This is a genomic window from Pseudoflavonifractor phocaeensis, assembly GCF_038439875.1.
Classification (GTDB): Bacteria; Bacillota; Clostridia; order Oscillospirales; family Oscillospiraceae; genus Vermiculatibacterium.
Window position 1 is genome coordinate 29,257 of sequence record NZ_JBCDMT010000005.1, and the last position, 23,618, is coordinate 52,874.

The 23,618-nt window shown below is 63.6% G+C and carries 18 protein-coding genes; 10 read left to right on the forward strand and 8 right to left on the reverse strand.

Annotated elements, in window-relative coordinates; genetic code table 11:
• The first annotated feature begins 86 nt into the window (after window positions 1-86).
• The 3 genes from AAEU42_RS09875 (at window position 87) to metG (ending at window position 5,381) form a co-directional block, all read left to right on the forward strand.
• Entirely contained in the window at window positions 87-1,682 is a 1,596-nt protein-coding gene (locus AAEU42_RS09875) for an ABC-F family ATP-binding cassette domain-containing protein (RefSeq protein ID WP_342233380.1), read from the forward strand.
• Window positions 1,683-2,584: 902 nt separating this feature from the next.
• Window positions 2,585-3,421, forward strand: a complete 837-nt coding sequence (locus AAEU42_RS09880; RefSeq protein ID WP_342233381.1) for a hypothetical protein — start codon at window positions 2,585-2,587, stop codon at window positions 3,419-3,421.
• Window positions 3,414-5,381 carry a methionine--tRNA ligase gene (gene metG, locus AAEU42_RS09885; protein WP_342233382.1) on the forward strand — a complete coding sequence of 656 codons (1,968 nt, stop codon included), beginning with the start codon at window positions 3,414-3,416 and terminating at the stop codon, window positions 5,379-5,381. Before AAEU42_RS09880 ends, metG begins: the two co-directional genes overlap by 8 nt.
• A gap of 177 nt (window positions 5,382-5,558) precedes the next feature.
• Here the strand turns inward: metG and AAEU42_RS09890 are convergent, their stop codons facing one another.
• On the reverse strand, window positions 5,559-6,377 hold the full coding sequence (locus AAEU42_RS09890; RefSeq protein ID WP_342233383.1) for a 4Fe-4S binding protein: 819 nt from the start codon (window positions 6,375-6,377) through the stop codon (window positions 5,559-5,561).
• A gap of 157 nt (window positions 6,378-6,534) precedes the next feature.
• Between AAEU42_RS09890 and AAEU42_RS09895 the strand changes: the two genes are divergently transcribed.
• A complete protein-coding gene (locus tag AAEU42_RS09895; protein WP_342233384.1) occupies window positions 6,535-6,663 on the forward strand; it encodes a hypothetical protein in 129 nt (42 codons plus the stop codon).
• A 95-nt stretch (window positions 6,664-6,758) separates the two neighbouring features.
• Here AAEU42_RS09895 and arcC read toward each other — a convergent pair whose 3' ends face one another.
• From arcC to dpaL, 4 genes are all read right to left on the reverse strand, one after another.
• On the reverse strand, window positions 6,759-7,700 hold the full coding sequence (arcC, locus tag AAEU42_RS09900) for a carbamate kinase (protein WP_342233385.1): 942 nt from the start codon (window positions 7,698-7,700) through the stop codon (window positions 6,759-6,761).
• 94 nt (window positions 7,701-7,794) lie between these two features.
• Window positions 7,795-8,994 carry a knotted carbamoyltransferase YgeW gene (gene ygeW, locus AAEU42_RS09905; protein WP_342233386.1) on the reverse strand — a complete coding sequence of 400 codons (1,200 nt, stop codon included), beginning with the start codon at window positions 8,992-8,994 and terminating at the stop codon, window positions 7,795-7,797.
• Between the two features lie 143 nt (window positions 8,995-9,137).
• Window positions 9,138-10,445 carry a YgeY family selenium metabolism-linked hydrolase gene (locus AAEU42_RS09910; RefSeq protein WP_342233387.1) on the reverse strand — a complete coding sequence of 436 codons (1,308 nt, stop codon included), beginning with the start codon at window positions 10,443-10,445 and terminating at the stop codon, window positions 9,138-9,140.
• 274 nt (window positions 10,446-10,719) lie between these two features.
• Window positions 10,720-11,931 (reverse strand): diaminopropionate ammonia-lyase, encoded by a 1,212-nt coding sequence (gene dpaL, locus AAEU42_RS09915; protein ID WP_342233388.1) that lies wholly within the window; start codon window positions 11,929-11,931, stop codon window positions 10,720-10,722.
• A gap of 201 nt (window positions 11,932-12,132) precedes the next feature.
• Here dpaL and xdh point away from each other — a divergent pair, with 201 nt between their 5' ends.
• The 4 genes from xdh to AAEU42_RS09935 all read left to right on the forward strand — a co-directional run bounded on the left by xdh (window position 12,133) and on the right by AAEU42_RS09935 (window position 17,910).
• Window positions 12,133-14,688, forward strand: a complete 2,556-nt coding sequence (gene xdh / locus AAEU42_RS09920) for a selenium-dependent xanthine dehydrogenase (RefSeq protein ID WP_342233389.1) — start codon at window positions 12,133-12,135, stop codon at window positions 14,686-14,688.
• Between the two features lie 188 nt (window positions 14,689-14,876).
• Window positions 14,877-15,353, forward strand: a complete 477-nt coding sequence (locus AAEU42_RS09925) for a hypothetical protein (RefSeq protein ID WP_342233390.1) — start codon at window positions 14,877-14,879, stop codon at window positions 15,351-15,353.
• 77 nt (window positions 15,354-15,430) lie between these two features.
• Window positions 15,431-17,593 (forward strand): bifunctional metallophosphatase/5'-nucleotidase, encoded by a 2,163-nt coding sequence (locus AAEU42_RS09930; RefSeq protein WP_342233391.1) that lies wholly within the window; start codon window positions 15,431-15,433, stop codon window positions 17,591-17,593.
• A 68-nt stretch (window positions 17,594-17,661) separates the two neighbouring features.
• On the forward strand, window positions 17,662-17,910 hold the full coding sequence (locus tag AAEU42_RS09935) for a hypothetical protein (protein WP_342233392.1): 249 nt from the start codon (window positions 17,662-17,664) through the stop codon (window positions 17,908-17,910).
• Between the two features lie 293 nt (window positions 17,911-18,203).
• Here AAEU42_RS09935 and AAEU42_RS09940 read toward each other — a convergent pair whose 3' ends face one another.
• Window positions 18,204-19,454, reverse strand: coding sequence for a M16 family metallopeptidase (locus tag AAEU42_RS09940; RefSeq protein ID WP_342233393.1), 1,251 nt, complete (start codon window positions 19,452-19,454; stop codon window positions 18,204-18,206).
• A 124-nt stretch (window positions 19,455-19,578) separates the two neighbouring features.
• Window positions 19,579-20,115 (reverse strand): MntP/YtaF family protein, encoded by a 537-nt coding sequence (locus tag AAEU42_RS09945; protein WP_342233394.1) that lies wholly within the window; start codon window positions 20,113-20,115, stop codon window positions 19,579-19,581.
• A gap of 195 nt (window positions 20,116-20,310) precedes the next feature.
• Between AAEU42_RS09945 and AAEU42_RS09950 the strand changes: the two genes are divergently transcribed.
• Both AAEU42_RS09950 and AAEU42_RS09955 read left to right on the forward strand, forming a co-directional pair.
• Window positions 20,311-20,904: an HD domain-containing protein gene (locus tag AAEU42_RS09950; RefSeq protein WP_342233395.1), complete on the forward strand. Its 594-nt coding sequence runs from the start codon at window positions 20,311-20,313 to the stop codon at window positions 20,902-20,904.
• A gap of 2 nt (window positions 20,905-20,906) precedes the next feature.
• Complete coding sequence (locus tag AAEU42_RS09955; RefSeq protein WP_342233396.1) at window positions 20,907-22,286, forward strand: MATE family efflux transporter; 1,380 nt, start codon at window positions 20,907-20,909, stop codon at window positions 22,284-22,286.
• A gap of 39 nt (window positions 22,287-22,325) precedes the next feature.
• Here the strand turns inward: AAEU42_RS09955 and mnmA are convergent, their stop codons facing one another.
• On the reverse strand, window positions 22,326-23,351 hold the full coding sequence (gene mnmA, locus AAEU42_RS09960; protein ID WP_342233397.1) for a tRNA 2-thiouridine(34) synthase MnmA: 1,026 nt from the start codon (window positions 23,349-23,351) through the stop codon (window positions 22,326-22,328).
• Window positions 23,352-23,618 lie beyond the last annotated feature (267 nt).

The following is a 23,618-nucleotide window of genomic DNA, read 5'->3' on the forward strand; positions in this document are numbered from 1 at the left end:
CTCTTTTGCCCTTGTTTTGCGGCAAAAATATGATATACTAGTTGGGCGTTTATACGATTACATCAATGATATATAAGGAGCACAACATGATTACCGTTTCCGACCTGAGCCTCAACTACTCCGGCACCCCCCTCTTCTCCCACGTGGACCTGCAGTTCGTCAAAGGCAACTGCTACGGCATCATCGGCGCCAACGGCGCGGGCAAATCCACCTTCCTGAAGATCCTGTCCGGCCAGCTGGAGCCCACCTCCGGCGAGGTCAACCTCCTGCCCAAGACCCGCATGTCGGTCCTCAAGCAGGACCAGAACCAGTACGACGCCTACACCGTCATGGATACGGTGCTTATGGGCAATCAGCACCTCTACGACATCGGCAAGGAGATGAACGCCCTCTACGAGAAGGAGGACTTCACCGACGAGGACGGCATCCGGGCCGCCGACCTCCAGGCCGAGTACGCCGAGCTGGGGGGCTATGAGTCCGAGTCCGACGCCTCCCGCATCCTCCAGGGCTTGGGCATCACCACCGACTTCCATTACAGCGACATGGCCACCCTGGACGCCCGGCTCAAGGTGAAGGTCCTGCTGGCTCAGGCCCTCTTCGGCAATCCCGACATCCTCATGATGGACGAGCCCACCAACAACCTGGACATCGCCGCCACCAACTGGCTGGAGGACTTCCTGCTGGACTTTGAGGGCACCGTCATCGTGGTCTCCCACGACCGGCACTTCCTCAACACCATCTGCACCCACATCGTGGACATCGACTACAACAAAATCAAGATGTACGTGGGCAACTACGACTTCTGGTACGACGCCTCCCAGCTCATGCAGAACCTGATGAAGAACCAGAACAAGAAGAACGAGGAGAAGGCCCAGGAATTGAAGGAGTTCATCTCCCGCTTCTCCGCCAACAAGTCCAAGTCCAAGCAGGCCACCTCCCGCCGCAAGCTGCTGGATAAGCTCTCCCTGGAGGAGATCCCCGCCTCTTCCCGCCGCTACCCCTGGGTGGCCTTCTCCCCCGACCGGGAAGTGGGCAAGGACATCCTTTTCGTCACCGACGTGTCCAAGACGGTGGACGGGGTGAAGCTGCTGGACAAGGTGAGCTTCACCGTGGGCCACGGGGACAAGATCGCCTTCGTGGGCGACAACGAGAACGCCCACACCGCCCTCTTTAAAATCCTCACCGGCGAGTGGGAGCCCGACGAGGGCACCGTGAAGTGGGGCCAGACGGCCACCTTCTCCTACTTCCCCAAGGACAACACCCAGTACTTCCAGGACTGCGGCGACAACCTGGTGGAGTGGCTGCGCCAGTTCTCCACCGACCCCCACGAGGCGTACCTCCGGGGCTTTCTGGGCCGGATGCTCTTCTCCGGGGACGACGTGTATAAGCCCGTGAAGGTCCTCTCTGGCGGCGAGAAGGTGCGGTGCATGCTCTCGAGGATGATGCTCTCCGGGGCCAACGTGCTGCTGCTGGACCAGCCCACCAACCACCTGGACCTGGAGTCCATCGCGGCGGTGAACAACGGCCTGGAGGCGGTGAAGTGCAACGTCCTCTTCTCCTCCCACGACCATCAGATGGTCCAGACCGTGGCCAACCGGGTGTTCGACTTCACGGCCGACGGCAAGCTCATCGACATGCCCATGACCTATGACGAGTATCTGGAGCGGCAGGCCCAGCAGTAAGAGGAGCGGTGGATCGTCTTATATCCATTGGGTGGATGAATTTTTGATCTGTTGGCTGATTGCACGTCAAACGTGCGCTTTTCTGGGGGACATTTCTTTTCCCGAGGAAAAGAAATGTCCCCCAGACCCCCAAAGAAAAGTTTTTGGTGCTAACCTGCTCGCAGACTCCCTTTTTGGTAGAAGGTCTACTGCTTGTTGAAAGGGGGAAAAACACGGGAGCGTCTGTGCGACACGTGGTCCCTCTGGCGCCGCTCGCCGCTGACGTGTTCTTGATTGGCGGCCCCTCCGGGGGCAGGCAGAGCATATCCGTAGGGGCCGCTGTCCTCAGCGGCCCACCCCGCCCCCGACATTTGCCAAGGGCTCCCCCCTCCGGGGGGAGCTGTCCGGCTTCGCCGGACTGAGAGAGAGCCGCTGACGTGTGCTTGATACAGGTTGGTCTTTAGCCTTCCCCTGGGGGAAGGTGGCAGCGGCGAAGCCGCTGACGGATGAGGGGAACTGCGGATATGGGAAAGGCCCTGCTACACGATAAGTTCCCCTCATCAGTCTCGCTTCGCTCGACAGCTTCCCCCAGGGGAAGCCTAGGCCTACCGGACCCCGGACCCGCTACGGAGTAAGGGACCGGGGTTTTCCCACACTCTTGTGGACAGCCCCGGGGGATGAATCCAAACAAGGGGGCCGAGGCCCCCTTGGCTGGCCGTTGAGAGAGGGGGTTCAGGGGGAGAGAGAGTCGGAACTCTCTCCCCCTGATGCTTTCTTGGGGGGTGTGGGGGGCTATTCTTTCCAGAAAGAATAGCCCCCCACGCTTCCTCCCACCTCCCGAGGCGGAAAACCTTTTCAAACAAGTAAAACCATGGTATACTATGATATTATCATAAAATCCCCATCCAGAGAGGATGTCAGCCATGCAGAAAAACAAACTCCTCCCCGCCATCGCCCTTCTGGGCGGCGCCGTGGGCTTTGCCCTGCGCAAATGGGAGCTGGCCACCGCCTTCGAGCCCGGCACCGGCCTCCCCATTTCCGGGATGCCCGCCACCATAACGTTGGCTGTCTGGTCGGCCGCCATCGCCGCCGCCCTCTTCTTCCTGTGCCGGGACTGCAAGGAGCGCCTGCCCTACGACAGGGCCTTCGCCGCCGAGGGGAACTCCCTCTATCTCACGGCCGCCGTCCTCTCCGCCTTCCTGCTGCTGGCCAGCGCCGGAGCGGAAATCGTCACCTTCCCCATCACCTATCAGGCCGCCCTTTCCGCCGAATCCAGCGGCTCCAGGCTGGCCCTGACCCTGCCCCCCCTGCGCATCGGACTGTGCGTACTGGGCTTTTTGTGCGTGCTGATGATCGCCGGGAATCTGTACCGGGCCAAGGGCCGGGGCAAGGAGAGCCTGCCCCTTCTGGGGCTGTGCCTCCTCTTCTGCGTATGGCTCATCTCCGACTACCAGGGCCGGGCGGCCGACCCCGTCATTCTGGACTACGTCTACGAGGTCTTCGCCATCATCTCCAGCCTTCTGGGCATCTACTTTATTGCCGGATATTCCTTCCAGACGGGAAAGCCCCGCCGGACCATCCTGCTGTCCCTGCTGGGGGTTTTCTTCTCTATGGTAACCATGGCCGACCGCCACTCCCTGGCCGACCTGCTGCGCTACGGCTTCGCCGTGGTGTTCCTCACCGCCCACGCCGTCCTGCTGCTCAGTGAACATCCCGCCGGGGAACTCCCGGCTGAAACGGAGGAACCCGAACATGCCTGAAAAGTTCTATATCACCACCCCCATCTACTACCCCTCGGACAAGCTCCACATCGGCCACACCTACTGCACCGTGGCCACCGACACCATGGCCCGCTATAAGCGGCTCCAGGGCTGTGAGGTCATGTTCCTCACCGGCACCGACGAGCACGGCCAGAAGATCGAGGAGAAGGCCAAGGAGGCGGGGGTCACCCCCCAGGCCTTCGTGGACAAAATCGTGGACGGCCCCGGCGGCGTGAAGGATCTGTGGGAGCTGATGAACATCTCCAACGACCGCTTCATCCGCACCACCGACGGCTACCACGTGGCGGCCATCCAGAAGATCTTCAAGAAGATGTACGAAAACGGGGACATCTACAAGGGCAAGTACACCGGCAAGTACTGCACCCCCTGCGAGTCCTTCTGGACCGAGACCCAGCTGGTGGACGGCAAGTGCCCCGACTGCGGCCGGGACGTGGTGGACGCCGAGGAGGAGGCCTACTTCTTCAAGCTTTCCAAGTACGCCGACCGCATCCGGGACCTGCTGGAGAACACCGACTTCCTCCAGCCCAGGAGCCGGGTCAACGAGATGGTCCACAACTTCCTGGACCCGGGACTGGAGGACCTGTGCGTCTCCCGCACCTCCTTCACCTGGGGCGTGCCCGTGGACTTCGACCCGGGCCACGTGGTCTACGTGTGGATCGACGCCCTCTTCAACTACTGCACCGCCCTGGGCTTCATGAACGACCAGTACCACGACTTCGACCAGTTCTGGCCCGCCGACGTCCACTTCGTGGGCAAGGAGATCGTGCGGTTCCACTCCATTATCTGGCCCGCCATGCTCATGAGCATGGACATGCCCCTCCCCAAGCACGTCTACGGCCACGGCTGGCTGCTGCTGGACGGCGGCAAGATGTCCAAGTCCAAGGGCAACGTGGTGGATCCCTACCTGCTGGGGCAGCGCTACGGGGTGGACGCCCTGCGGTTCTTCCTGCTGCGCTCCTTCCCCTTCGGCTCCGACGGCAACTTCAGCAATGAGCTGCTCATCCAGACCATCAACACGGACCTTGCCAACGACCTGGGCAACCTCGTCAGCCGCACCACCGCCATGGCGGAGAAGTACTTCGGCGGCACCCTCCCCGCGGAGCAGGCGGCGGACGAGGAGAAGGACGCCGAGCTCGTCTCCCTGGCCTCGGGCCTCCGGGACCGCTACGAGGCCGCCATGGAGGGCTACCAGTTCCAGGACGCCCTGGCGGCGGTGTTCCAGGTCATCGGCCGGGCCAACAAGTATATCGACGAGAACGCCCCCTGGACCCTGGCCAAGGATATGCAGGCCAACGGCCCCCGGCTGGCCCGGGTGATGTACAACCTCCTGGAGGCCGTGCGGCTGTCCGCCGTCCTGCTGACCCCCTTCATCCCCGGCACCTGCGCCAAGATTTTTGACCAGATCGGCGCCTGCGACGGCTGCCGCAGCTGGGAGAGCGCCAAGGGCTGGGGCCATCTATCCCCCACCGTCACCGTCCACAAGGGGGAGAACCTCTTCCCCCGCATCGACCTGGAGAAGGAGCTGGCCGAGCTGGACGCCGCCCAGGCGGCCGCCCATGCCGCCCAGGGGCCTGCGGTGGAGCTGGAGCCCCTCGCCCAGGAGCAGGTGGACTTCGACACCTTCTGCAAGTCCGACTTCCGGGCGGTGAAGGTGAAGGCCTGCGAGGCGGTGAAGAAGAGCGAAAAGCTTCTCAAGTTCACCCTGGACGACGGCACCGGCACCGACCGGCAGATCTTGTCCGGCATCCACAAGTTCTACGAGCCGGAGGCCCTGGTGGGCAAAACCCTGGTGGCCATCGTGAACCTGCCCCCCCGGAAGATGATGGGCCAGGAGAGCTGCGGGATGCTCCTCTCCGCCATCCACACCGAAAACGGGGAGGAAAAGCTCAACCTTATCATGGTGGACGACGCCATCCCCGCCGGCGCTAAGCTGTGCTGAACGAAGGGCTATGTCCTTCCGCCTCGCCTTTAATTTTTCTGAAAAAGCACCCACCCCGTTTTGAACGGGGTGGGTACTTTTTTGCTGTGACCGCACGGGGCATCGTGATTGGCCCGTTCCGCGCCACGCCGCATCGCCGCATCTCGCTTTCGATAAGCCAAATGACAAATTGGAATTTTATAGTGCGCCCGTTGGGCAATTTTTTACACACTTAAAACAGAGAATACATTCCGTGCCGTTTTCTCGCTTTCTGGAATTATCCGTAACATTCACATCCATAGGACATACTTTTTTGCATTTCCCACACGAAATACATTTGGATTCGTCACATTTTATCCGAAAAATTGAAAAATAACTCATAGGCTTCAGAAACACCGTGATTGGACATATGTATTTACAAAATGCACGATTATCCTTAAACAAAAAGGCAAGAGCAATTCCAACAGCATAATACAATATATTTCCTACAATAAATGCCCAAAACATAATCTTTTCAATATTGCCAACATGAGCAAGAAATAAGGCCGCAACAAATAAAAAGGAAATTACAAATACAACATATCTAATCCACTCAATCCTTTTTCTCGGTGTGTTAGAAGTCTTATACGGAAGAAAATCAAGCACCATCGCCGTCCAGCAGGCATACCCGCACCATCCTCTCCCAAAAATCAATGCTCCAAAAATCTTGGCAACAGCATAATGGATTGTTGCAGCTTCAAATACGCCAGTGAAAAGATAGTACCAGAATCCTTCAATCTGCATATTCTCCCCGCTTATAAGCCCTAAGTAAATTAGTATATAAATTCCCACAAGCAACTGGGTAACCCGCCGTGCGTGCTTGTATTTTTTGAGAAACAAGAACGTACCCAACGCTATCGCAATTCCTATGTAGCTAAAATTGAACAGATAAAACAAATTATCCATTGCCAGCCAAAGCGTAACCGCTACTGTTTCAAAAATTGCCAACATAATAATCGGCAGCAAATGTTTTTTCATTCCAACGTCTCCCTAAAGTCTGTTCTACAACTCCCGATTTTCCTACCCGTTTCAGCGAATTGTATTATATCACTTTTTTGCGCAGCGGCAAGTAAAGTCCGTTTTATGGGACACTCCTTCTGGTACACTGTGATTGTAAGAAAGGAGTGAGGTCCAAATGACGGAACAGTTTGAGATAAGATGGGTGCGGGGCCACGTGGAGGTCTTCGACGCCGCGGGGCGGTTCTGCTTCTCGGCGGACAACGAGACTGAGGCCCGGGAGGACCTGCGGGAGTTGGCGGCGTAAGGCCGCCGGGGGCGGGCGGATGGTATCCGCCCCTACGAGGCCCGCGAAAAGCCCGGAGCGCATTGCGCTCCGGGCTTTCTTCTGCTTTTTTGTGCTTACTGACGGATGACGGTGCCGGTCTTGCCCTCGATGCCGTCCTTGGCCTTTTCCAGGAGGGTAATCAAAGCGCTGCGGCCGGGCTTGCTCTCGGCAAACTCCACCGCCGCCTGGACCTTGGGAAGCATGGAGCCGGGGGCGAACTGGCCCTCGCCCATATACTTCCGGGCCTCCTCTGGGGTGAGGGAGTCCAGCCACTTCTGGTCGGGCTTGCCGAAGTTCACCGCCACCTTTTCCACGGCGGTGAGGATGATGAGCATATCGGCGTCCAACTGCTGGGCCAGGGTGCAGGAGGCGAAGTCCTTGTCGATGACCGCCGCCGCGCCCTTGAGGTGGTGGCCCTCGGTCTGGAAGACGGGGATGCCGCCGCCGCCGCAGGCCACGACCACCAATCCGGCGTCCACCATGTCCCGGATGGACTCGATTTCCACAATGGACACGGGCTTGGGGGAGGCCACCACCCGGCGGTAGCCCCGGCCGGAGTCCTCGATGACGTCATAGCCCCGCTCCGCCACCAGCTTGTCGGCCTCTTCCTTGGTCATGAAGGCGCCGATGGGCTTGGTGGGGTTCTGGAAGGCGGGGTCGGCGGGGTCCACCTCCACCTGGGTCAGCACGGTGGAGACCCCCTTCTTAATGCCCCGGTCCAGCAGCTCCTCCCGCAGGCCGTTCTGCAGGTCGTAGCCGATGTAGCCCTGGCTCATGGCCACACAGACGGACAGGGGGCAGGGGATGTACTTGTCCGGGTCGGAGCGGGTCAGCTCGGCCATAGCCTTCTGAATCATGCCCACCTGGGGGCCGTTGCCGTGGGCGATGACCACCTGGTTGCCCGCCTGGATGAGGTCGGCGATGGCCTTGGCGGTCTGCTTCACGGCCACCATCTGCTCGGGCAGGTTGTTTCCCAGGGCGTTGCCGCCTAATGCAATTACGATACGTTTACCCATGGTATGATAATACCTCCTGTTATTACTCAAAAACGGGCACGGCCCGCCCCGTCGCCAACAGCGGTGGCCAGGGCGGGCCGTGAGGGGTTCAAAATTACTTGGAGAACTGGCGCTTCTCGGCCCGCTCCTCCAGGGCCTTCAGGGTGGCCTGGGGGTCCTGGCACTTGGCCAGGAAAATCATGGCGGCGATGACGTAGGGCTTGAAGGAGGCCTCCTTGTAGAGGGGGGTGCGGTAGCGGTCGAAGACGCTGGCCTCCACCTCGCCGTCCACGCAGGAGACGTCGTTGATGTCGGCGGGCAGGCAGTGGAGGTAGAGGGCCTTGCCGTCCCGGGTGGTCTTCATCAGCTCCTCGGTGCAGCACCAGTCCTTGTGCTGGGCGTTCTGGGCCAGCAGCTCCTTCTCCAGGGCCTTGATGCCCTCGGAGTCGCCCTGGGCGTAGAGGTCGGTGCGCTTCTCCATGGCGGCGAAGGGGGCCCAGGACTTGGGATACACGATGTCGGCGTCCTTGAAGGCCTCGGCCATGGAGTTGGTGCGGGTGAAGGTGCCGCCTGTCTTGGCGGCGTTCTGCTTGGCGACCTCCTCCACCTCGGGCATGACCTCGTAGCCCTCGGGGTGGGCCAGGACCACGTCCATGCCGAAGCGGGTCATCAGGCCGATGACGCCCTGGGGCACGGAGAGGGGCTTGCCGTAGCTGGGGGAGTAGGCCCAGGTCATGGCCACCTTCTTGCCCTTGAGGTTCTCCACGCCGCCGAACTCGTGGATGATGTGGAGCATATCGGCCATGCACTGGGTGGGGTGGTCGATGTCGCACTGGAGGTTCACCAGGGTGGGCTTCTGCTCCAGCACGCCGTCCTTGTGGCCCTGGGACACGGCCTCCACAACCTCCTTCTGGTAGGTGTGGCCCTTGCCGATGTACATGTCGTCCCGGATGCCGATGACGTCGGCCATGAAGGAGATCATGTTGGCGGTCTCCCGGACGGTCTCGCCGTGGGCGATCTGGCTCTTGCCCTCGTCCAGGTCCTGGACCTCCAGGCCCAGCAGGTTGCAGGCGGAGGCGAAGGAGAAGCGGGTACGGGTGGAGTTGTCCCGGAAGAGGGAGATGCCCAGGCCGCTCTCGAAAATCTTGGTGGAGATGTTGTTCTCCCGCATGTAGCGCAGGGCGTCGGCTACGGTGAAGACGGCCTCCAGCTCGTCGTCGGTCTTATCCCAGGTCAGGAAGAAGTCGCCCTCGTACATTTCCTTGAAGTTGAGCTTGTTGAGCTTGTCGATATACATCTGAAGGGTCTTATCCATATTGGTCAGTTCTCCTTTTTATTTTGTTGTGGGTGGGTGGGTGGGCCTTGGGGGCGCGGCGGGCGGATAATATCCGCCCCTACGCAATGGAGGATACGGCTTGTGGAACCGGTAGGGGCGGATAGCATCCGCCCGTTCCCTGTTTACTCGCAGTAGCAGCCGGGCAAAGCGGCGTAGACGGCGGCGCAGGTGGCCAGGTCCTGCTTGTAGGTCACCTCGTTGGGGGCGTGGGCCTGGGCCTCCGCGCCGGGGCCGAAGCCGATGACGGGGATGCCGTTGCGGCCCATGATGGACACGCCGTTGGTGGAGAAGGTCCACTTGTCGGTGAGGGGGCGGGCGGTGCGCATGGCCAGGGTCTCGGGGGCGCCGATGCGGGCGTCACCGAAGAGGCTGGTGTACGCCTTCTCCATGGCCTTGGTAACCTTGTGGTCCTTGGGCAGCACCCAGGTGGGGAAGTAGCACTCGATGGGGTAGGTGAGGCCGGTCCAGGAGGGACGGGCGTACTCGTACATGGAGACCTTCACGTCGGCGGCGTACTTCTTGACAGCGGGCAGGTCCTCAATTTCCTTCAGGCAGCTCTGCCAAGTCTCGCCGGCGGTCATGCGGCGGTCCAGGGACACGGCGCAGCTGTCGGCCACGGCGCAGCGGCTGGGGGAGGTGAAGAAGATCTCGGAGGTGGTGACGGTGCCCCGGCCCAGGAAGTTGGCCTCCTCCCACTCGGGGTTGAACTCCTTGAGGAGCATCTTGGCCAGGCCCTTGACGTGGGGGTCGTCGGCGGGGTTCTCGTTAAGGGCCCGCACGTCCTGGAGGATGTCGGCCATCTTGTAGATGGCGTTGTCCCCCCGCTCAGGGGCGGAGCCGTGGCAGGAGACGCCCTTGACGTCGATGCGGATTTCCATGCGGCCCCGCTGGCCCCGGTAGATGCCGCCGTCGGTGGGCTCGGAGGAGACCACGAAGTCGGGACGGACTTTATCCTCGTTGATAATGTACTGCCAGCACAGGCCGTCGCAGTCCTCCTCCTGGACGGAGCCGACGACCAGAATCTTGAACTTGTCGTTCAGCAGGCCCAAATCCTTCATGATTTTGGCGCCGTAGACGGCGGAGACGGTGCCGCCCAGCTGGTCGGAGCCGCCCCGGCCGCCAATCTGGGTGTCGTCCTCGAAGCCCTCATAGGGGTCGAACTTCCAGTTGTTCTTGTTGCCGATGCCCACGGTGTCGATGTGGCCGTCGAAGGCGATGAGGGTCTTGCCAGAACCCATATAGCCCATGACGTTGCCCATGCCGTCGATGACCACCTCGTCAAAGCCCACCTTCTCCATCTCTTCCTTGATGCGCATGACGTGGCCCTTCTCGTCGGCGCTCTCGCCGGGGATGGCGATGAGGTCCCTGAGGAACTTGTTCATGTCGGCCTGATAGCCCGCGGCCGCCTTCTTGATGGCTTCGAAATCCATTTATGTCAACCTCCATTTAATATATGTTGTTTCCATTCAGCCTTCCCCTGGGGGACACCCCAGGGTGGCCTCTCTTGCCCCTGCGGGGCAATTCACCTTCAGGTGGCCTCGCAGGGCCGGATGAGGGGAGCCTGCCGTTTAACACAATGTCGTGCTTTTCCCGCCGTTCCCCTCATCAGTCAGCCTTCGGCTGCCAGCTTCTACCCGCAGGGCATGAGCTGTCCGTAAGCGGCAGAGCCGCCAACGGCCAGCCGACCCCAAGGGGAAGCCTTTTTCAATCGTTGGGATAGGCCCCGTTCCAGACGATTTTCTTGTAATTCACGGGGTCGGTGTCCCCCTCGGTGGAGAACATGAGCACCTGGCTCTTCTCGTCCAGGCCCAGGGCCGCTTTCAGCTCGGCGTAGGCCGGGTCGGTCATGATGGTGGAGATGACCCCCATCCCCACGGCCCCGGACTCGCCGGAGACCACCTGGGGGTCCCCCTTCACGGGGGCGGAGAGCATCCGCATGCCCTTGGCCGCCACCCAGTCGGGGCAGGAGGCGAAGACGGACACGTGGTTTTTCAGGATATCCCAGGAGATGGTGTTGGGCTCGCCACAGGCCAGACCGGCCATGATGGTCTGGAGGGCGCCCCCCACCATCCGGATGGCCCCGTCGGCGGCCTCGGCCCCCCGGTAGAGGCAGTCGGCCACCCGGGCCTCCATCACCACCACCTTGGGCGGGTTGTCGGGGTACTTGTTGGCGAAGTAGCCCTGGACCGCCCCGGCCAGGCTCCCCACGCCGGCCTGGATGAACACGTGGGTGGGCCGGGCCACGCCGGCGGCGTTCAGCTGCTCGTTGGCCTCGTCGGCCATAGTGCCGTAGCCCTGCATGATCCAGGCGGGAATTTCCTCGTAGCCGTCCCAGGCGGTGTCCTGGACGATGACGCCGTTGGGGGTCTCGTCGGCCTCCTTGGCGGCGAGGCGCACACAGTCGTCGTAGTTGAGCTCCTCGATGGTGACGGCGGCGCCCTCCTTGGCGATGTTGTCGAAGCGGGTCTTGACGCTGCCCTTGGGCATATGTACCACGGCCTTCTGGCCCAGCTTGTTGGCCGCCCAGGCCACGCCCCGGCCGTGGTTGCCGTCGGTGGCGGTGAAGAAGGTGGCCTGGCCGAACTCCTGGCGCAGCTTGTCGCTGGTGAGGTAATCATAGGTGGTCTCGGACACGTCCTTGCCCGTCTTCTGGGCGATGTACCGGGCCATGGCGAAGGAGCCGCCCAGCACCTTGAAGGCGTTGAGGCCGAAGCGGTAGCTCTCGTCCTTCACGTAGAGCCCGCCCAGGCCCAGCTCCCCGGCCATGCCGTCCAGCTTCGCCAGCGGCGTCACCGTGTACTGGGGAAAGCTCTGGTGAAACGCCCTGGCCTTGGCCACGTTTTCCAGGGACATGACCTCCAGGTTTTTGTCCTCGCTTTTCGGCAGGTGGTTTTCCACCCATTTGATCTGCTCCATGAAACCCCTCCATATCCGCTCGTTCTTTGATTCTGGCCTTATCATACCATCCCCACGGCGCAAGTCAAGGGGTTTTCAGAAAAATTTTTCTATGACCTAAAAGTTTTTTAGATTTTTGTCTATTTTGACGATACGTTTGCTGTTGCCGCCAGGGTTTTTTGGTGATACACTGGAGGCACGAACATAAGGAGGGGCACAGATATGTACACCTTTACTGTCAATGGCAAAACCGTCTCCACGGACAAGGACGTCAAGCTCATGACCTTCCTGCGGGAGGACCTGGACCTCACGTCCGTGAAGAACGGCTGCTCCGAGGGCGGCTGCGGCACCTGCACCGTGGTCATCGACGGCAAGGCGGCCAAGTCCTGCGTCCAGAAGACCTCCCAGCTGGAGGGAAAGCACGTCCTGACCTGCGAGGGTCTGACCGACCGGGAGAAGGACGTCTACGCCTACGCCTTTACCCACTGCGGGGCGGTCCAGTGCGGCTTCTGCACCCCCGGCATGGTGATGAGCGCCAAGGCCCTGCTGGACGCCAACCCAGACCCCACCCGGCAGGAGGCCAAGCTGGCCATCCGCAACAACGTCTGCCGCTGCACCGGCTATAAGAAGGTGGTGGACGCCATCCTGCTGGCGGGCAAGCTCTTCCGGGAGGATGCCCCCGTCCCCCACGAGGACTTCACCGGCGCCGTGGGGGAGAACCTCCCCCGGGTGGACGCCCCCGCCAAGGCCGTCGGCGCGGCGGAGTACACCGACGACATCCGCATGGAGGGGATGCTCTACGGCGGGGCGGTGCGCTCCGATTACCCCAGGGCCATCGTCAAGGCCATCGACCTCACTGAGGCGGAAAAGGTCCCCGGCGTGGTACGCCTGGTCACCGCCGCCGACCTGCCCGGAGAGCTCAAGGTGGGCCACCTGAAGCGGGACCAGTGGGTGCTGGTGCCCGTGGGGGGCGAGGTCCACTTCTGCGGCGACCCCATCGTCCTGGTGGCCGCCGAGACTCGGGAGGCCCTGGACGCCGCCCGGGCCCTCGTCAAAATCGACTACGAGGTGTTGACCCCCGTCCTCTCGGTCTATGAGGCCATGGCCCCCGACGCCCCCCAGATCCAGGAGGGGGGCAACCTCCTCTCCCACGAGCACCTGGTCCGCGGCGACGCCGAGGGCAAGCTGAAGGCCAGCAAATACGTGGTCACCACCAAATACCACACGCCCCCCACCGAGCACGCCTTTCTGGAGCCGGAGACCGCCGTGGCCGCACCGGAGAACGACGGTGTGGTCATCTGGTCGGGGGACCAGGGCATCTACCAGACCAAGCGGGAGTGCGCCGACGCCACCGGCCTCAACCCCGACCTGGTCCGCGTGGTGGCTAAGGCGGTGGGCGGCGGCTTCGGCGGCAAGGAGGACATGTCCGTCCAGCACCACGCCGCCGTGCTGGCCCTGCTGACCCAGCGGCCCGTGAAGATGTTTATGACCCGGAAGGAGTCCATGCTCTGCCACCCCAAGCGCCACGGCTTCGAGATGGAGGTCACCACCGGCTGCGACGAGAACGGCTACATCACCGCCATGAGGGCAACCCTCCTCACCGACACCGGGGCCTTCGCCTCCCTGGGCGGCCCCGTCCTCCAGCGGGCCTGCACCCACGCCGCCGGGCCCTACAATTACCAGGACATCGACATCGACGGCAAGGCCTACTACACCAACAATCCCCCCTGCGGGGCCTTCCGGGGCTTCGGCGTGACCCAGAGCGTCTTCGCCAGCGAGTGCAACCTGAACAAGCTGGCCGAGCTGGTGGGCATCTCCCCCTTCGAGATCCGCTACCGCAACGCCATCCGCCCCGGCCAGACCCTCCCCAACGGCCAGATCGCCGACGAGTCCACCGCCCTGGTGGAGACCCTGGACGCGGTGCGGCCCTATTACGAGGCCAACCCCAAGGCGGGCATCGCCTGCGCCATGAAGAACTCCGGCCTGGGGGTGGGCATCCCCGACACGGGCCGGTGCACCCTCCACATTGAAAAGGGCGTGGTCCACATCCGCACCTCCGCCGCCTGCATCGGCCAGGGCCTGGGCACCGTCCTGTGCCAAATCGTCTGCGAGACCACGGGCCTCGCCCCCGCCCAAGTGGTGTGGGACGACCCCGACACCTCCATCGCCCCCAACTCGGGCAACACCACCGCCTCCCGCCAGACCCTCTTCACCGGCGAGGCCACCAGAAGGGCGGCCACCGAACTCAAGTGGGCCCTGGAGGGCCGTACCCTGGACGCCGTGGAGGGGGTGGACTTCCACCAGGAGTACACCGGCATCACCGACAAGCTGGGCTCCGACCGGGAGCACCCCGTCAGCCACATCGCCTACGGCTATGCCACCCATCTGGTGGAGCTCAACGAGGACGGCACCCTCAAGCGGGTGGTGGCCGCCCACGACGTGGGCCGGGCGGTGAACCCGGTGAGCGTGGAGGGCCAGATCGAGGGCGGCGTGGTGATGAGCCTGGGCTACGCCCTCACCGAGGACTTCCCCCTGGAAAACGGCCGCCCCAAGGCGGTCTACGCCTCCCTGGGGCTCTTCCGGGCGGACAAGACCCCGGACGTCACCGCTCTCATCGTGGGCAAGAGCCACTCGGAGCTGGCCTGCGGGGCCAAGGGCATCGGGGAAATCTGCTCCATCCCCACCCCCCCAGCGGTGCAGCTGGCCTACTACAACTGGAACGGGGAGTTCCAGACCAGCCTGCCCCTGACGGGCACGCCGTATAAGAAAAAGCCCTAAAAGGCTTCCCCTGGGGGGAAGCTGTCCGCGCAGCGGGCTGATGAGGGGAACGTGGCAGCATGATGAAAGGTTCCCCTCATCCGGCCCAGTCTGCTGACTGGGCCACCTTCCCCCAAGGGGAAGGCCCTTTCTCCGCGCATAAAATACCCACCTCCTTGGGCAAGCTGACCCAAAAGAGGTGGGTATTTTTGACTTTGATCGGAATTTGGGAGCGGGACGACGGCCTTGCCGACCTGGTGGAGGCCAACCGGGAGAGCTGGGCCCTCCCCGCCCGGGTGGTCCGGGGGAGCCACCCGGCGGACTTCTCCGGCCTGGCGTTGGACCTGCTGGCGGTGTCCCCCCGGGCGGTGGGCTGGGCGGGGGCGGGGAACCTGGCGTGCCGCGCGGCCCTCCTCCCCGGCGCCGCCGCCCCCCTCCTGCGGGTCCTGCGGTGTGACGCCGCCGTCACCTACGGCCCCGCCCCCCGGGACGACCTGACCTTCTCCAGCCTCTCGGACCACGGAGTCGTGGCCGCCCTCCAGCGGGGGCTGGTGACCCTGGACGGCCGGGCGGCGGAGCCCCAGGAGTGGCCCCTGGCCCTGTCGCCGGACACGTCCCCCCTCGCCCTCCTGGCGGCGGCGGGGGTGCAGGTGTTGATGGGCGGAATTTTACCAAATGAGAATTGATTTTTACCGTCAAACCGTGTACACTTATTTTATCTTCCCAACCTGATTTGGGTACACGAGAAAGGAGCGATACACCAATGAAAAACCGTCTCCGCAAACTCCTGGCGGGCGCCCTGGCCGTCACCATGCTGGCCGGCACCCTCCCCGCCGCCTTCGCCGCCGAAGAGGGCGAGAAGCACCTCACCATCCTGGGCACCTCCGACATGCACGGCAACATCTGGGGCTACTCCTACGAGGACGACCTGGAGAGCACCAACAACGGCATGTCCCGGCTGTACACCTACATCCAGCAGGTCCGGGAGGAAAACCCCAACACCATCCTCATTGACGCCGGCGACGACATCCAGGGCACCATCATGACCGACGACATCTACAACAAGACCCCCGACGAGGCCCACCCGGTCATCGCCGCCATGAACTTCATGGGCTATGACGCCATGACCCTGGGCAACCACGAGTTCAACTGGGGCATTGAGACCATGAACAAAATCCTGGGCCAGGCCGACTTCCCCGTGCTGGCCGCCAACGTCCGCAACGCCAAGGGCGACTTCGTCACCGGCGCGGGCTGGACCATCGTGGAGAAGGACGGCGTGAAGGTGGCCGTCATCGGCGTCGTGACCCCCGACGTGCCCATCTGGGACGGCGGCAAGGAGGGCATCGAGGGCTGCACCTTCGAGGCCGCCAACACCGCCGTGAAGAAGGCCATTGCCGAGATCGGCGATAAGGCCGACGTCATCGTGGTCTCCGCCCACATGGGCATGTACGCCGAGTTTGACGAGGACAACGGTTCCGACTCCGCCCAGAAGCTCCTGGACGACAACCCGGAGATCGACGTGCTCCAGGTGGCCCACAACCACGTGGTGGTCAAGGACAAGCAGGGCGCGGTGCCCATCGGCGGCGTGCGCAACGGCGGCCGTGACATCGCCCGCTTCGACCTGACCCTGGACGCCGACAACAACGTGGTCAGCGCCACCGTGGACGTGGTGGACATGGCCAACACCGCCCCCAGCCAGGCCATCCGCGACATCCCCCTGGTGGCCGAGTCCCACCAGAAGACCATCGACTACATCAAGGGCGGCACCGGCGAGGACGGCGAGCAGGGGGAGCCTCTGGGCGTCACCACCGCCAAGTTCCAGCCCGAGGACGAGATCCGCGGCCTGCCCGAGGGCAAGCTGCGGGACACCGCCGTCATGGACCTCATCAATAAGATCCAGATGGAGAACGCCCAGGCCGATGTGTCCGCCGCCGCCCTCTTCAAGGACACCAGCGACCTGCCCGAGGGCAACATCAACTACGGCAACATCTTCGATATCTATAAGTTCGACAACACCCTCTACCGGGTCACCGTCACCGGCAAGGAGCTGAAGGCCTACATGGAGTGGTCCGCCGAGTGCTACAACCAGTGGGTCCCCGGCGACATCAACATCAGCTTCGACCCGGAGTATCCCGGCTACCTCTACGACATGTTCGCCGGGGTGGACTACGAGATCAACCTCTCCAAGCCCAAGGGTGAGCGCATCGAGAACGTGATGTTCAAGGGCGAGCCCCTCAAGGACGACCAGACCCTCACCCTGGCGGTGAACAACTACCGCTACTCCTCCGCCCTGAAGGCCGGCGGCCTCATCGAGGGCAAGAAGGAGTGGGAGTCCTCCAACTCCATCCGGGACATGATCGTGGCCTACTTCGCCGAGCACTCCCCCGTGGCTCCCGAGGTGGACAACAACTGGAAGATCACCGGCGTGGACCTGCAGCTGGACAACCCCGCCCGGGCCGCCTACATTGAGAAAATCAACGCCGGCGAGCTGGCCGCCCCCTACGCCAAGAGCATCAACCTCAACGAGGCCAACAACGTCGTCGTGGGCGGCAGCATCTACTCCGCCGCCGCCGGCACGGACGAGGCGGGCACCAGCTACTACCGCCTGCGTGATATGGCCACCATCCTGAAGGGCACCAGCCTGGCCTTCAACGTGGCGTGGAGCGACGGCGTGGTCATCACCAAGGGCGAGGTCTACGCCGACGAGGCCCTGGCCATGCCCGAGGCCGTCCCCATGGCCGCCCCCGTCACCCTCTCCGTCACCGTGGACGGCGCCCCCGTGGAGGTCTCCGCCCTTCTCCACAGCGGCAACTACTATGTCACCGCCGAGGGCCTCAACGCCCTGTTGGGCGCCGCCGCCACCGTGGCCGACGGGGTGCTGACCATCGACACCTCCGCCGCCGTCACCGCCACCAAGGGCGGCTGATTCCCATCTCATCCGTCAAACGGCGCTCCCCCACCGGGGGAGCGCCGTTCCCTACAAGGAGGCAGTTCATGGACCGTCTGACCCAAAAGACCGAAGCGGGCTATTCCGCCGCCGACCTCCCCGCCGCCCTGGAGCGGCTGGGCCGGTTCGAGGACTTTTACGAGAGCGTCCGGGACGGACAGGGCGCGCTGTCCCAAGAGCTGGCCGCCCTCCGGGACGCCGGGAAGCAGAAGAGCTATGAGTTCCGGGAGCGGATGGGCAGGAAGCTCACCAACACGGAAATCTTGCTCCGGCTGGAGCAGTTCGGGCTGAAATAAGAGAGGGGACCGCTTAAGCGGCCCCCTCTCTTCAGGCTGTCGGAAAAGTCCTTTGGACTTTTTCGACAGCCTTCTCAATGCCGTTACTTTCCCGGGGCAAAGCCCCGGAAAAGTCCTCGCTTCGCTCGCCGAACGCCTGCTGACGCAGGCTTTTCGGGGCATTTGATCCCATGCGAGGCGGGCTGCCGCCCCCTCGCGCTCCCCCGCCGCAGATCGAAAGGGAGCCCTAAAATACAGGTTTTGCGACAAGCTGGAGAGAGAGGGGGCCGCCCAAGCGGCCCCCTCTCCCTTATTTATCCGTTCAGCAGTTCCCGGTACCGCTCCTCGCTCCCCACCCGCCCCACGGCGGAGAGGGAGACCCGGTCAAAGTCCAGCAGCTCTGCCGCCAGGGCCCGCACGTCCTCCGCCGTCACGGCGTCGTAGGCGGCGATGACCTCCTCGGTGGAGAGGACCTCCCCGGTGAGCAGCTCCCCCCGGCCCAGGGCACTCATCCGGGACTGGGTGGACTCCAGCCCCATCAACACGTTGGCCTTGGACTGCTCCCGGGCCCGGTCCAGCTCGGCGGGGGTGACCCCCTCCGCCGCGAACCGCCGGGTCTCCCGGGCGATGGTTTTGAGGGCCTCGGCCTCGGTGTCCGCCCCGGTGGCGGTATAGATGGCGAAGAGGCCCAGGTCGGCATGGCCCGCGCCGTAGGAGTACACCGAGTAGCAAAGCCCGCTCTCCTCCCGCACCTTCTGCCACAGCCGGGAGGACATGCCGCCTCCCAGGACGGAGGAGAGGAGCTGGAGCGTGAACCGGCGAAGGTCCCCCAGGGACAGGCCGGGGAAGGCCAGGGTCAGGTGGTTCTGCTCGGCGGCCTTTTTCTTCACAGTGAAGGCGGGGATATAGGCGGCGGGCCGCAGCCCGGGGAGGGGCTCCCCCTCCAGGCCGGCAAACCGCTGGGCCAGGGCTTCCACGTCCCGGTCCGTAAAGCTCCCCGCCAGGCTCACCACCAGCTCCGAGGGCACGTAGTGGGCCTTCTGCCAGGCCCGCAGCCCCTCCCCCGTCATCTTCTCCAGGGTGGACTTCCGGCCCAGGATGGGCCGGGCCAGGGCGGAGCCCTTGAACACCGCCGCCGACAGCCGTTCGGCGCACAGATCCTCCGGGTTGTCGGCGTACATCCCCATCTCCTCCAGGATGACCCCCCGCTCGGTCTGGACGTCGGCCTCGTCGAACTTGGAACAGAAGAGCATGTCGCACAGGATGTCGGCGGCCTGGGCCAAATGGGTGTCCAGCACCCAGGCGTAATACACCGTGTCCTCCTTGGTGGTGTAGGCGTTCATCTGCCCGCCGATGGCGTCCATCTCCTCGGCCAGCACCGCCGCCGAGCGGCGGGCGGTGCCCTTGAAGGACATATGCTCGATAAAATGGGCGGCGCCGCTGTCGGCGTTGGTCTCCCGCCGGGAGCCCACCCCCACCCAGACACCCAGGGCTGCGGACCGCACACCGGGGACGTGTTCGGTCAGGATCCGAACTCCGTTGGGGAGGATCAATCTCTCGTACATAGGCTTACTCCTTGTCTTGGCGCAGAAATGGGGGCAGGATGCCGCGGGCGCAGAGCGCCGCCGGGGTATCGATGTAAACTCCCATATGATAGCCGTTTGGGCTATTATACCCTTTTTCTTCTCTTCACACAAGCTGCCACAGCCCCAGGGCCACCAGGAGGGCCCCCGACACGGGCAGGGCCAGGGCGCTCCACCCCGCCAGCTTCCGGCCCAGCCTCCGCCCCCACACCAGGGCGGCCAGGGTCACGAAAAAATTGCACCCGGAGGCCAAAAAGGGAGACATCCCAGTGATCCCGGCGGCCACCCCCACCCCGGCGTTGTTCACCGCCAGGGCGGCGGCCAGGGCCACCCAGCTTCTGCTGTCCGCCGCCGGGGCGTTGGTCTTGCCCCGCAGGGCGTCCAATAAGTACCAAAGGCCCATGGCCGTAAGGGCCAGGCCCCCCAGCCGCTCCCCCACCGCCTCGGGCAGGAGGGCGGCGCCCACCGCCCCCAGGGCCAGGGAGAGGAAGGTGACGGCGGTGGTGACCCCCGCCACCACAAGGGCCGCTTTGGCTCCCAGCCGGTCTCCCCGTGCGCCCTGGCCCACCGCCACCAGCACTGTGTCCAGATTACAGGCCAGAGCAAATATTATACCCGCCGCGAGGGCGGAAACAAGGTCCATAGTATCACTCCTTCCGCCCATCCTATGGCGAAAAGAAGTGGGGGGTGAAGGCCGCAAAGTGGTTCCCTTTTTGCCTCCGGCATGATATAATAACAGTTATATTTGAAACTGTTTGCGCAATGGGCCGCACCCCCCCTGCCCCGGTCCGGCAGCGGAACGGACCCCTGATGAAATCACTGCAAAAAGGAGAATACCATGAGCGGAAAAGAAGAATTTATCGAGCTCTACCAGGAGCTCATCCACCGGGAGGGCGCCGACGCCCTGCTGGACTACTTAGAGAACAAATCGGACTTCTTTACCTGCCCCGCCTCGGCCCGGTTCCACGGGGCCTACGTGGGTGGGCTGTGCGACCACAGCCTCAACGTCTACCACTGCCTGACCGACTACCTGGCCCGGGAGCGGGTCCAGGAGCTCTACGGGCTGGAGGTGCCCCCCGAGAGCGCCGCCATCGCCGCCCTCCTCCACGACCTGTGCAAGATCGGCTGCTACAAGGCGGGCACCCGGAACGTGAAGAACGAGGTCACCGGCGCCTGGGAGAAGGTGCCCACCTTCTACTATGAGGACCCCCTCCCCTACGGACACGGGGAAAAGTCCGTCTACATCATCTCCGGCTTCATGAAGCTCAAGCGGGAGGAGGCCATGGCCATCCGCTGGCACATGGGCTTCTCCGGCGGGGAGGACAGCCGCCTGGTGGGGCAGGCTTTGGAGAAATACCCCCTGGCCTTCGCCCTGTCGGTGGCCGACATGGAGGCCACCTATTTCCTGGAAGGCGAGGAGGCACAAATTTAACCATGGAAGACAAAAACGCGCTTGGCACAGCCCCGGTGGGGCGTCTGATGGTGAAGCTGGCCGTCCCGGCCGTCACCGCCCAGCTGGTGAATGCCCTCTACAACATTGTGGACCGGATGTACATCGGCCACATGGAGGGGGTGGGGGACCTGGCCCTCACCGGCCTGGGGGTGGCCTTCCCCATCATCATGTTCATCTCCGCCCTCTCCGCCCTGGCCGGCATGGGCGGCGGCTCCCGGGCCGCCATCCGCATGGGCGAGGGAGACATCGCCGGGGCCGAGGCCATCCTTGGGGGCTGTACCGCCCTCCTGCTCCTCATGTCCGTCCTCTCCACGGCGGTGTTCCTGACCTTCCAGCGGCCCCTCCTCTTCCTCTTCGGCGCCAGCGAGAACACCATCGGCTACGCCACCGGCTATCTCACCGTCTACCTCTGGGGCACGGTGTCCGTCCTCCTCTCCCTGGGCCTCAACAACTTCATCACCACCCAGGGCTTCTCCATGACCTCCATGCTGACGGTGGTCATCGGGGCGGTGTGCAACATCGTGCTGGACCCCATCTTTATCTTCGGCTTCGACATGGGGGTGGCGGGGGCCGCCTGGGCCACCATTATTGCCCAGACCGTGTCCGCCCTGTGGGTGCTCCTCTTCCTCCGGGGGAAGAAGACCCAGCTCAAGCTGCGGCTCAAATACCTGCGGCTCAAGCCCTCGGTGCTGCTGCCGGTGGTGGCCATCGGCATCTCCCCCTTCATCATGCAGTCCACCGAGAGCCTGGTGAACATCTCCTTCAACTCCTCCCTGCGGACCTACGGCGGGGACGTGTACGTGGGAGCCATGACCATCGCCTCTTCGGTGATGCAGGTCATCACCATGCCCTTCATGGGCCTGGCCCAAGGGGCCCAGCCCATCGTGGGCTTCAACTACGGCGCGGGCAACCTGGACCGGGTGAAAAAGGCCTTCCGGCTCCTCTTCATCAGCGGGGTCATCTACTCGGTCACCGCCTTCGCCCTGGTGCAGCTCTTCCCCAATATCTTCATCGCCATCTTCAACGACAAGCCCGCCCTGGTGGAGGTGGCCGACCGGACCATGCACGTCTACTTCGCCGGGCTCTTCGCCCTGGGAGTCCAGTTCTCCTGCCAGCAGACCTTCGTGGCCCTGGGGGAGGCCAAGGTCTCCCTCTTCCTGGCCCTCCTCAGAAAAATCATCCTCCTCATCCCCCTGGTGTTCATCCTGCCCCAGTTCCTGGCCGACAAGGTCTTCGCCGTGTGGCTGGCCGAGCCGGTGGCCGACATCTGCGCCTCCCTCACCACCGGCATCATCTTCTTCTGGCGCTTCCCCCGCATCCTCAGCCGCCGGGAAAAAGAGATACAGCAGCAGCAAGGGTAATACAAAGCGCCCGGCCTTTTCATCAGGCCGGGCGCTTTTTTATTTTATAATCCACGCGCTCCCCACCACGGTGTCGCAGTCGTAAAACGCCGCCAACTGGCCGGGGGTGGGGGCCCGGACGGGGGCGTGGGCCTCCACCAGCACCCCGCCGTCCCGGGGGGAGATGGTGCAGGGAGTCTCAGTCCTGGCGTGTCGGAACCGGGCGGTGACCTCCCTGGGGCCGGTGAGGTCCGGAATAGCGATCCAGTTTGGCTCCCCGCAGAAGACCGTCTCCGCCATCAAGTCGGAGCCGTCGGAGAGGGTGACAGTGTTGGCCTCCGGGTCGATTTTGGACACGTAGTACCGGTGGGGGCCGGACACCCCCAGCCCCCGGCCCTGGCCCAGGGTGTAGCGGTGGACGCCGCCGTGGCGGCCTAAAATCCCGCCGTCGGGGCCGATAAAGTCCCCGGCGGGCGGGGTGCCCCCCCGGCGCTCCAGCCAGGCGGCGTAGTCGTTGTCGGGGATGAAGCAGATCTCCATGGAGTCCGGCTTGTCCGCCACTGGGATACCAAATTCCCGTGCCAGTCCGCGGACGGCGGACTTGTCGTAATCACCCAGGGGGAAAATCACTCTGCGTAATAGCTCCTGGGGCAGCCGGGAGAGCATATAGGACTGGTCGTTGGCGGGCGCGCCCTTCAAAAGGAGGGCCCGCCCCTCCGGGGAGGTCCCCCTCCGGGCGTAGTGGCCGGTGGCCACGTACTCCGCCCCCAGCTCGTCGGCCAGGGCAGCCAGGGCGGGGAACTTCACCAGGGGGTTACAGCGGGCACAGGGCAGGGGGGTGCGGCCCGAGAGGTAGTCGGCGGCGAAGGGGGCCTTCACGTGGCGCTCCAGGGCGTCGGAAATGTCCATCACCCGGAAGGGGATGTCCAGCTCCCCCGCCACCCGGGCGGCGTCCCGCTCCCCGGCGGCCTCGGGGCCGATGGAGAGATAGAGGGCGGTCACGTCGTAGTCTTTTTTGAGGAGCCGGGCCGCCACGGCGGAGTCCACTCCGCCGGAGAGGCCCAGCACCACCTTGGGCTTGGGCATAGGGGCGCTCCTTTCATCGCTTGGGTTGGGCTTGTCCGCCCTCAGGGGGGGCATGGGGTTGCGCCCTGCGGGGCCCAAACCCGGTTTATGTTCTCAAGAACAGAGCCCTGTCCGGCATAGTCGGCCAGCCTACGCTAAAAACTTGCCACCGGCAAGTTTTCTGAACGCTGCGGTGGAGGCCAAAGAAAAGCGATAAACTAAATCTATAACTGGTAGCTCCTATCAACCGGCGTCCACATCTGTCAACTCCTGCTCCTCTTTGCGCCG

Bases quoted from the DNA above. Each gene is read 5' to 3' on its own strand.
- AAEU42_RS09875 (WP_342233380.1), top strand. From the start codon at position 87: ATGATTACCGTTTCCGACCTGAGCCTCAACTACTCCGGCACCCCCCTC.
- AAEU42_RS09880 (WP_342233381.1), top strand. From the start codon at position 2,585: ATGCAGAAAAACAAACTCCTCCCCGCCATCGCCCTTCTGGGCGGCGCC.
- metG (WP_342233382.1), top strand. From the start codon at position 3,414: ATGCCTGAAAAGTTCTATATCACCACCCCCATCTACTACCCCTCGGAC.
- AAEU42_RS09890 (WP_342233383.1), bottom strand. From the start codon at position 6,377: ATGAAAAAACATTTGCTGCCGATTATTATGTTGGCAATTTTTGAAACA.
- AAEU42_RS09895 (WP_342233384.1), top strand. From the start codon at position 6,535: ATGACGGAACAGTTTGAGATAAGATGGGTGCGGGGCCACGTGGAGGTC.
- arcC (WP_342233385.1), bottom strand. From the start codon at position 7,700: ATGGGTAAACGTATCGTAATTGCATTAGGCGGCAACGCCCTGGGAAAC.
- ygeW (WP_342233386.1), bottom strand. From the start codon at position 8,994: ATGGATAAGACCCTTCAGATGTATATCGACAAGCTCAACAAGCTCAAC.
- AAEU42_RS09910 (WP_342233387.1), bottom strand. From the start codon at position 10,445: ATGGATTTCGAAGCCATCAAGAAGGCGGCCGCGGGCTATCAGGCCGAC.
- dpaL (WP_342233388.1), bottom strand. From the start codon at position 11,931: ATGGAGCAGATCAAATGGGTGGAAAACCACCTGCCGAAAAGCGAGGAC.
- xdh (WP_342233389.1), top strand. From the start codon at position 12,133: ATGTACACCTTTACTGTCAATGGCAAAACCGTCTCCACGGACAAGGAC.
- AAEU42_RS09930 (WP_342233391.1), top strand. From the start codon at position 15,431: ATGAAAAACCGTCTCCGCAAACTCCTGGCGGGCGCCCTGGCCGTCACC.
- AAEU42_RS09935 (WP_342233392.1), top strand. From the start codon at position 17,662: ATGGACCGTCTGACCCAAAAGACCGAAGCGGGCTATTCCGCCGCCGAC.
- AAEU42_RS09940 (WP_342233393.1), bottom strand. From the start codon at position 19,454: ATGTACGAGAGATTGATCCTCCCCAACGGAGTTCGGATCCTGACCGAA.
- AAEU42_RS09945 (WP_342233394.1), bottom strand. From the start codon at position 20,115: ATGGACCTTGTTTCCGCCCTCGCGGCGGGTATAATATTTGCTCTGGCC.
- AAEU42_RS09950 (WP_342233395.1), top strand. From the start codon at position 20,311: ATGAGCGGAAAAGAAGAATTTATCGAGCTCTACCAGGAGCTCATCCAC.
- AAEU42_RS09955 (WP_342233396.1), top strand. From the start codon at position 20,907: ATGGAAGACAAAAACGCGCTTGGCACAGCCCCGGTGGGGCGTCTGATG.
- mnmA (WP_342233397.1), bottom strand. From the start codon at position 23,351: ATGCCCAAGCCCAAGGTGGTGCTGGGCCTCTCCGGCGGAGTGGACTCC.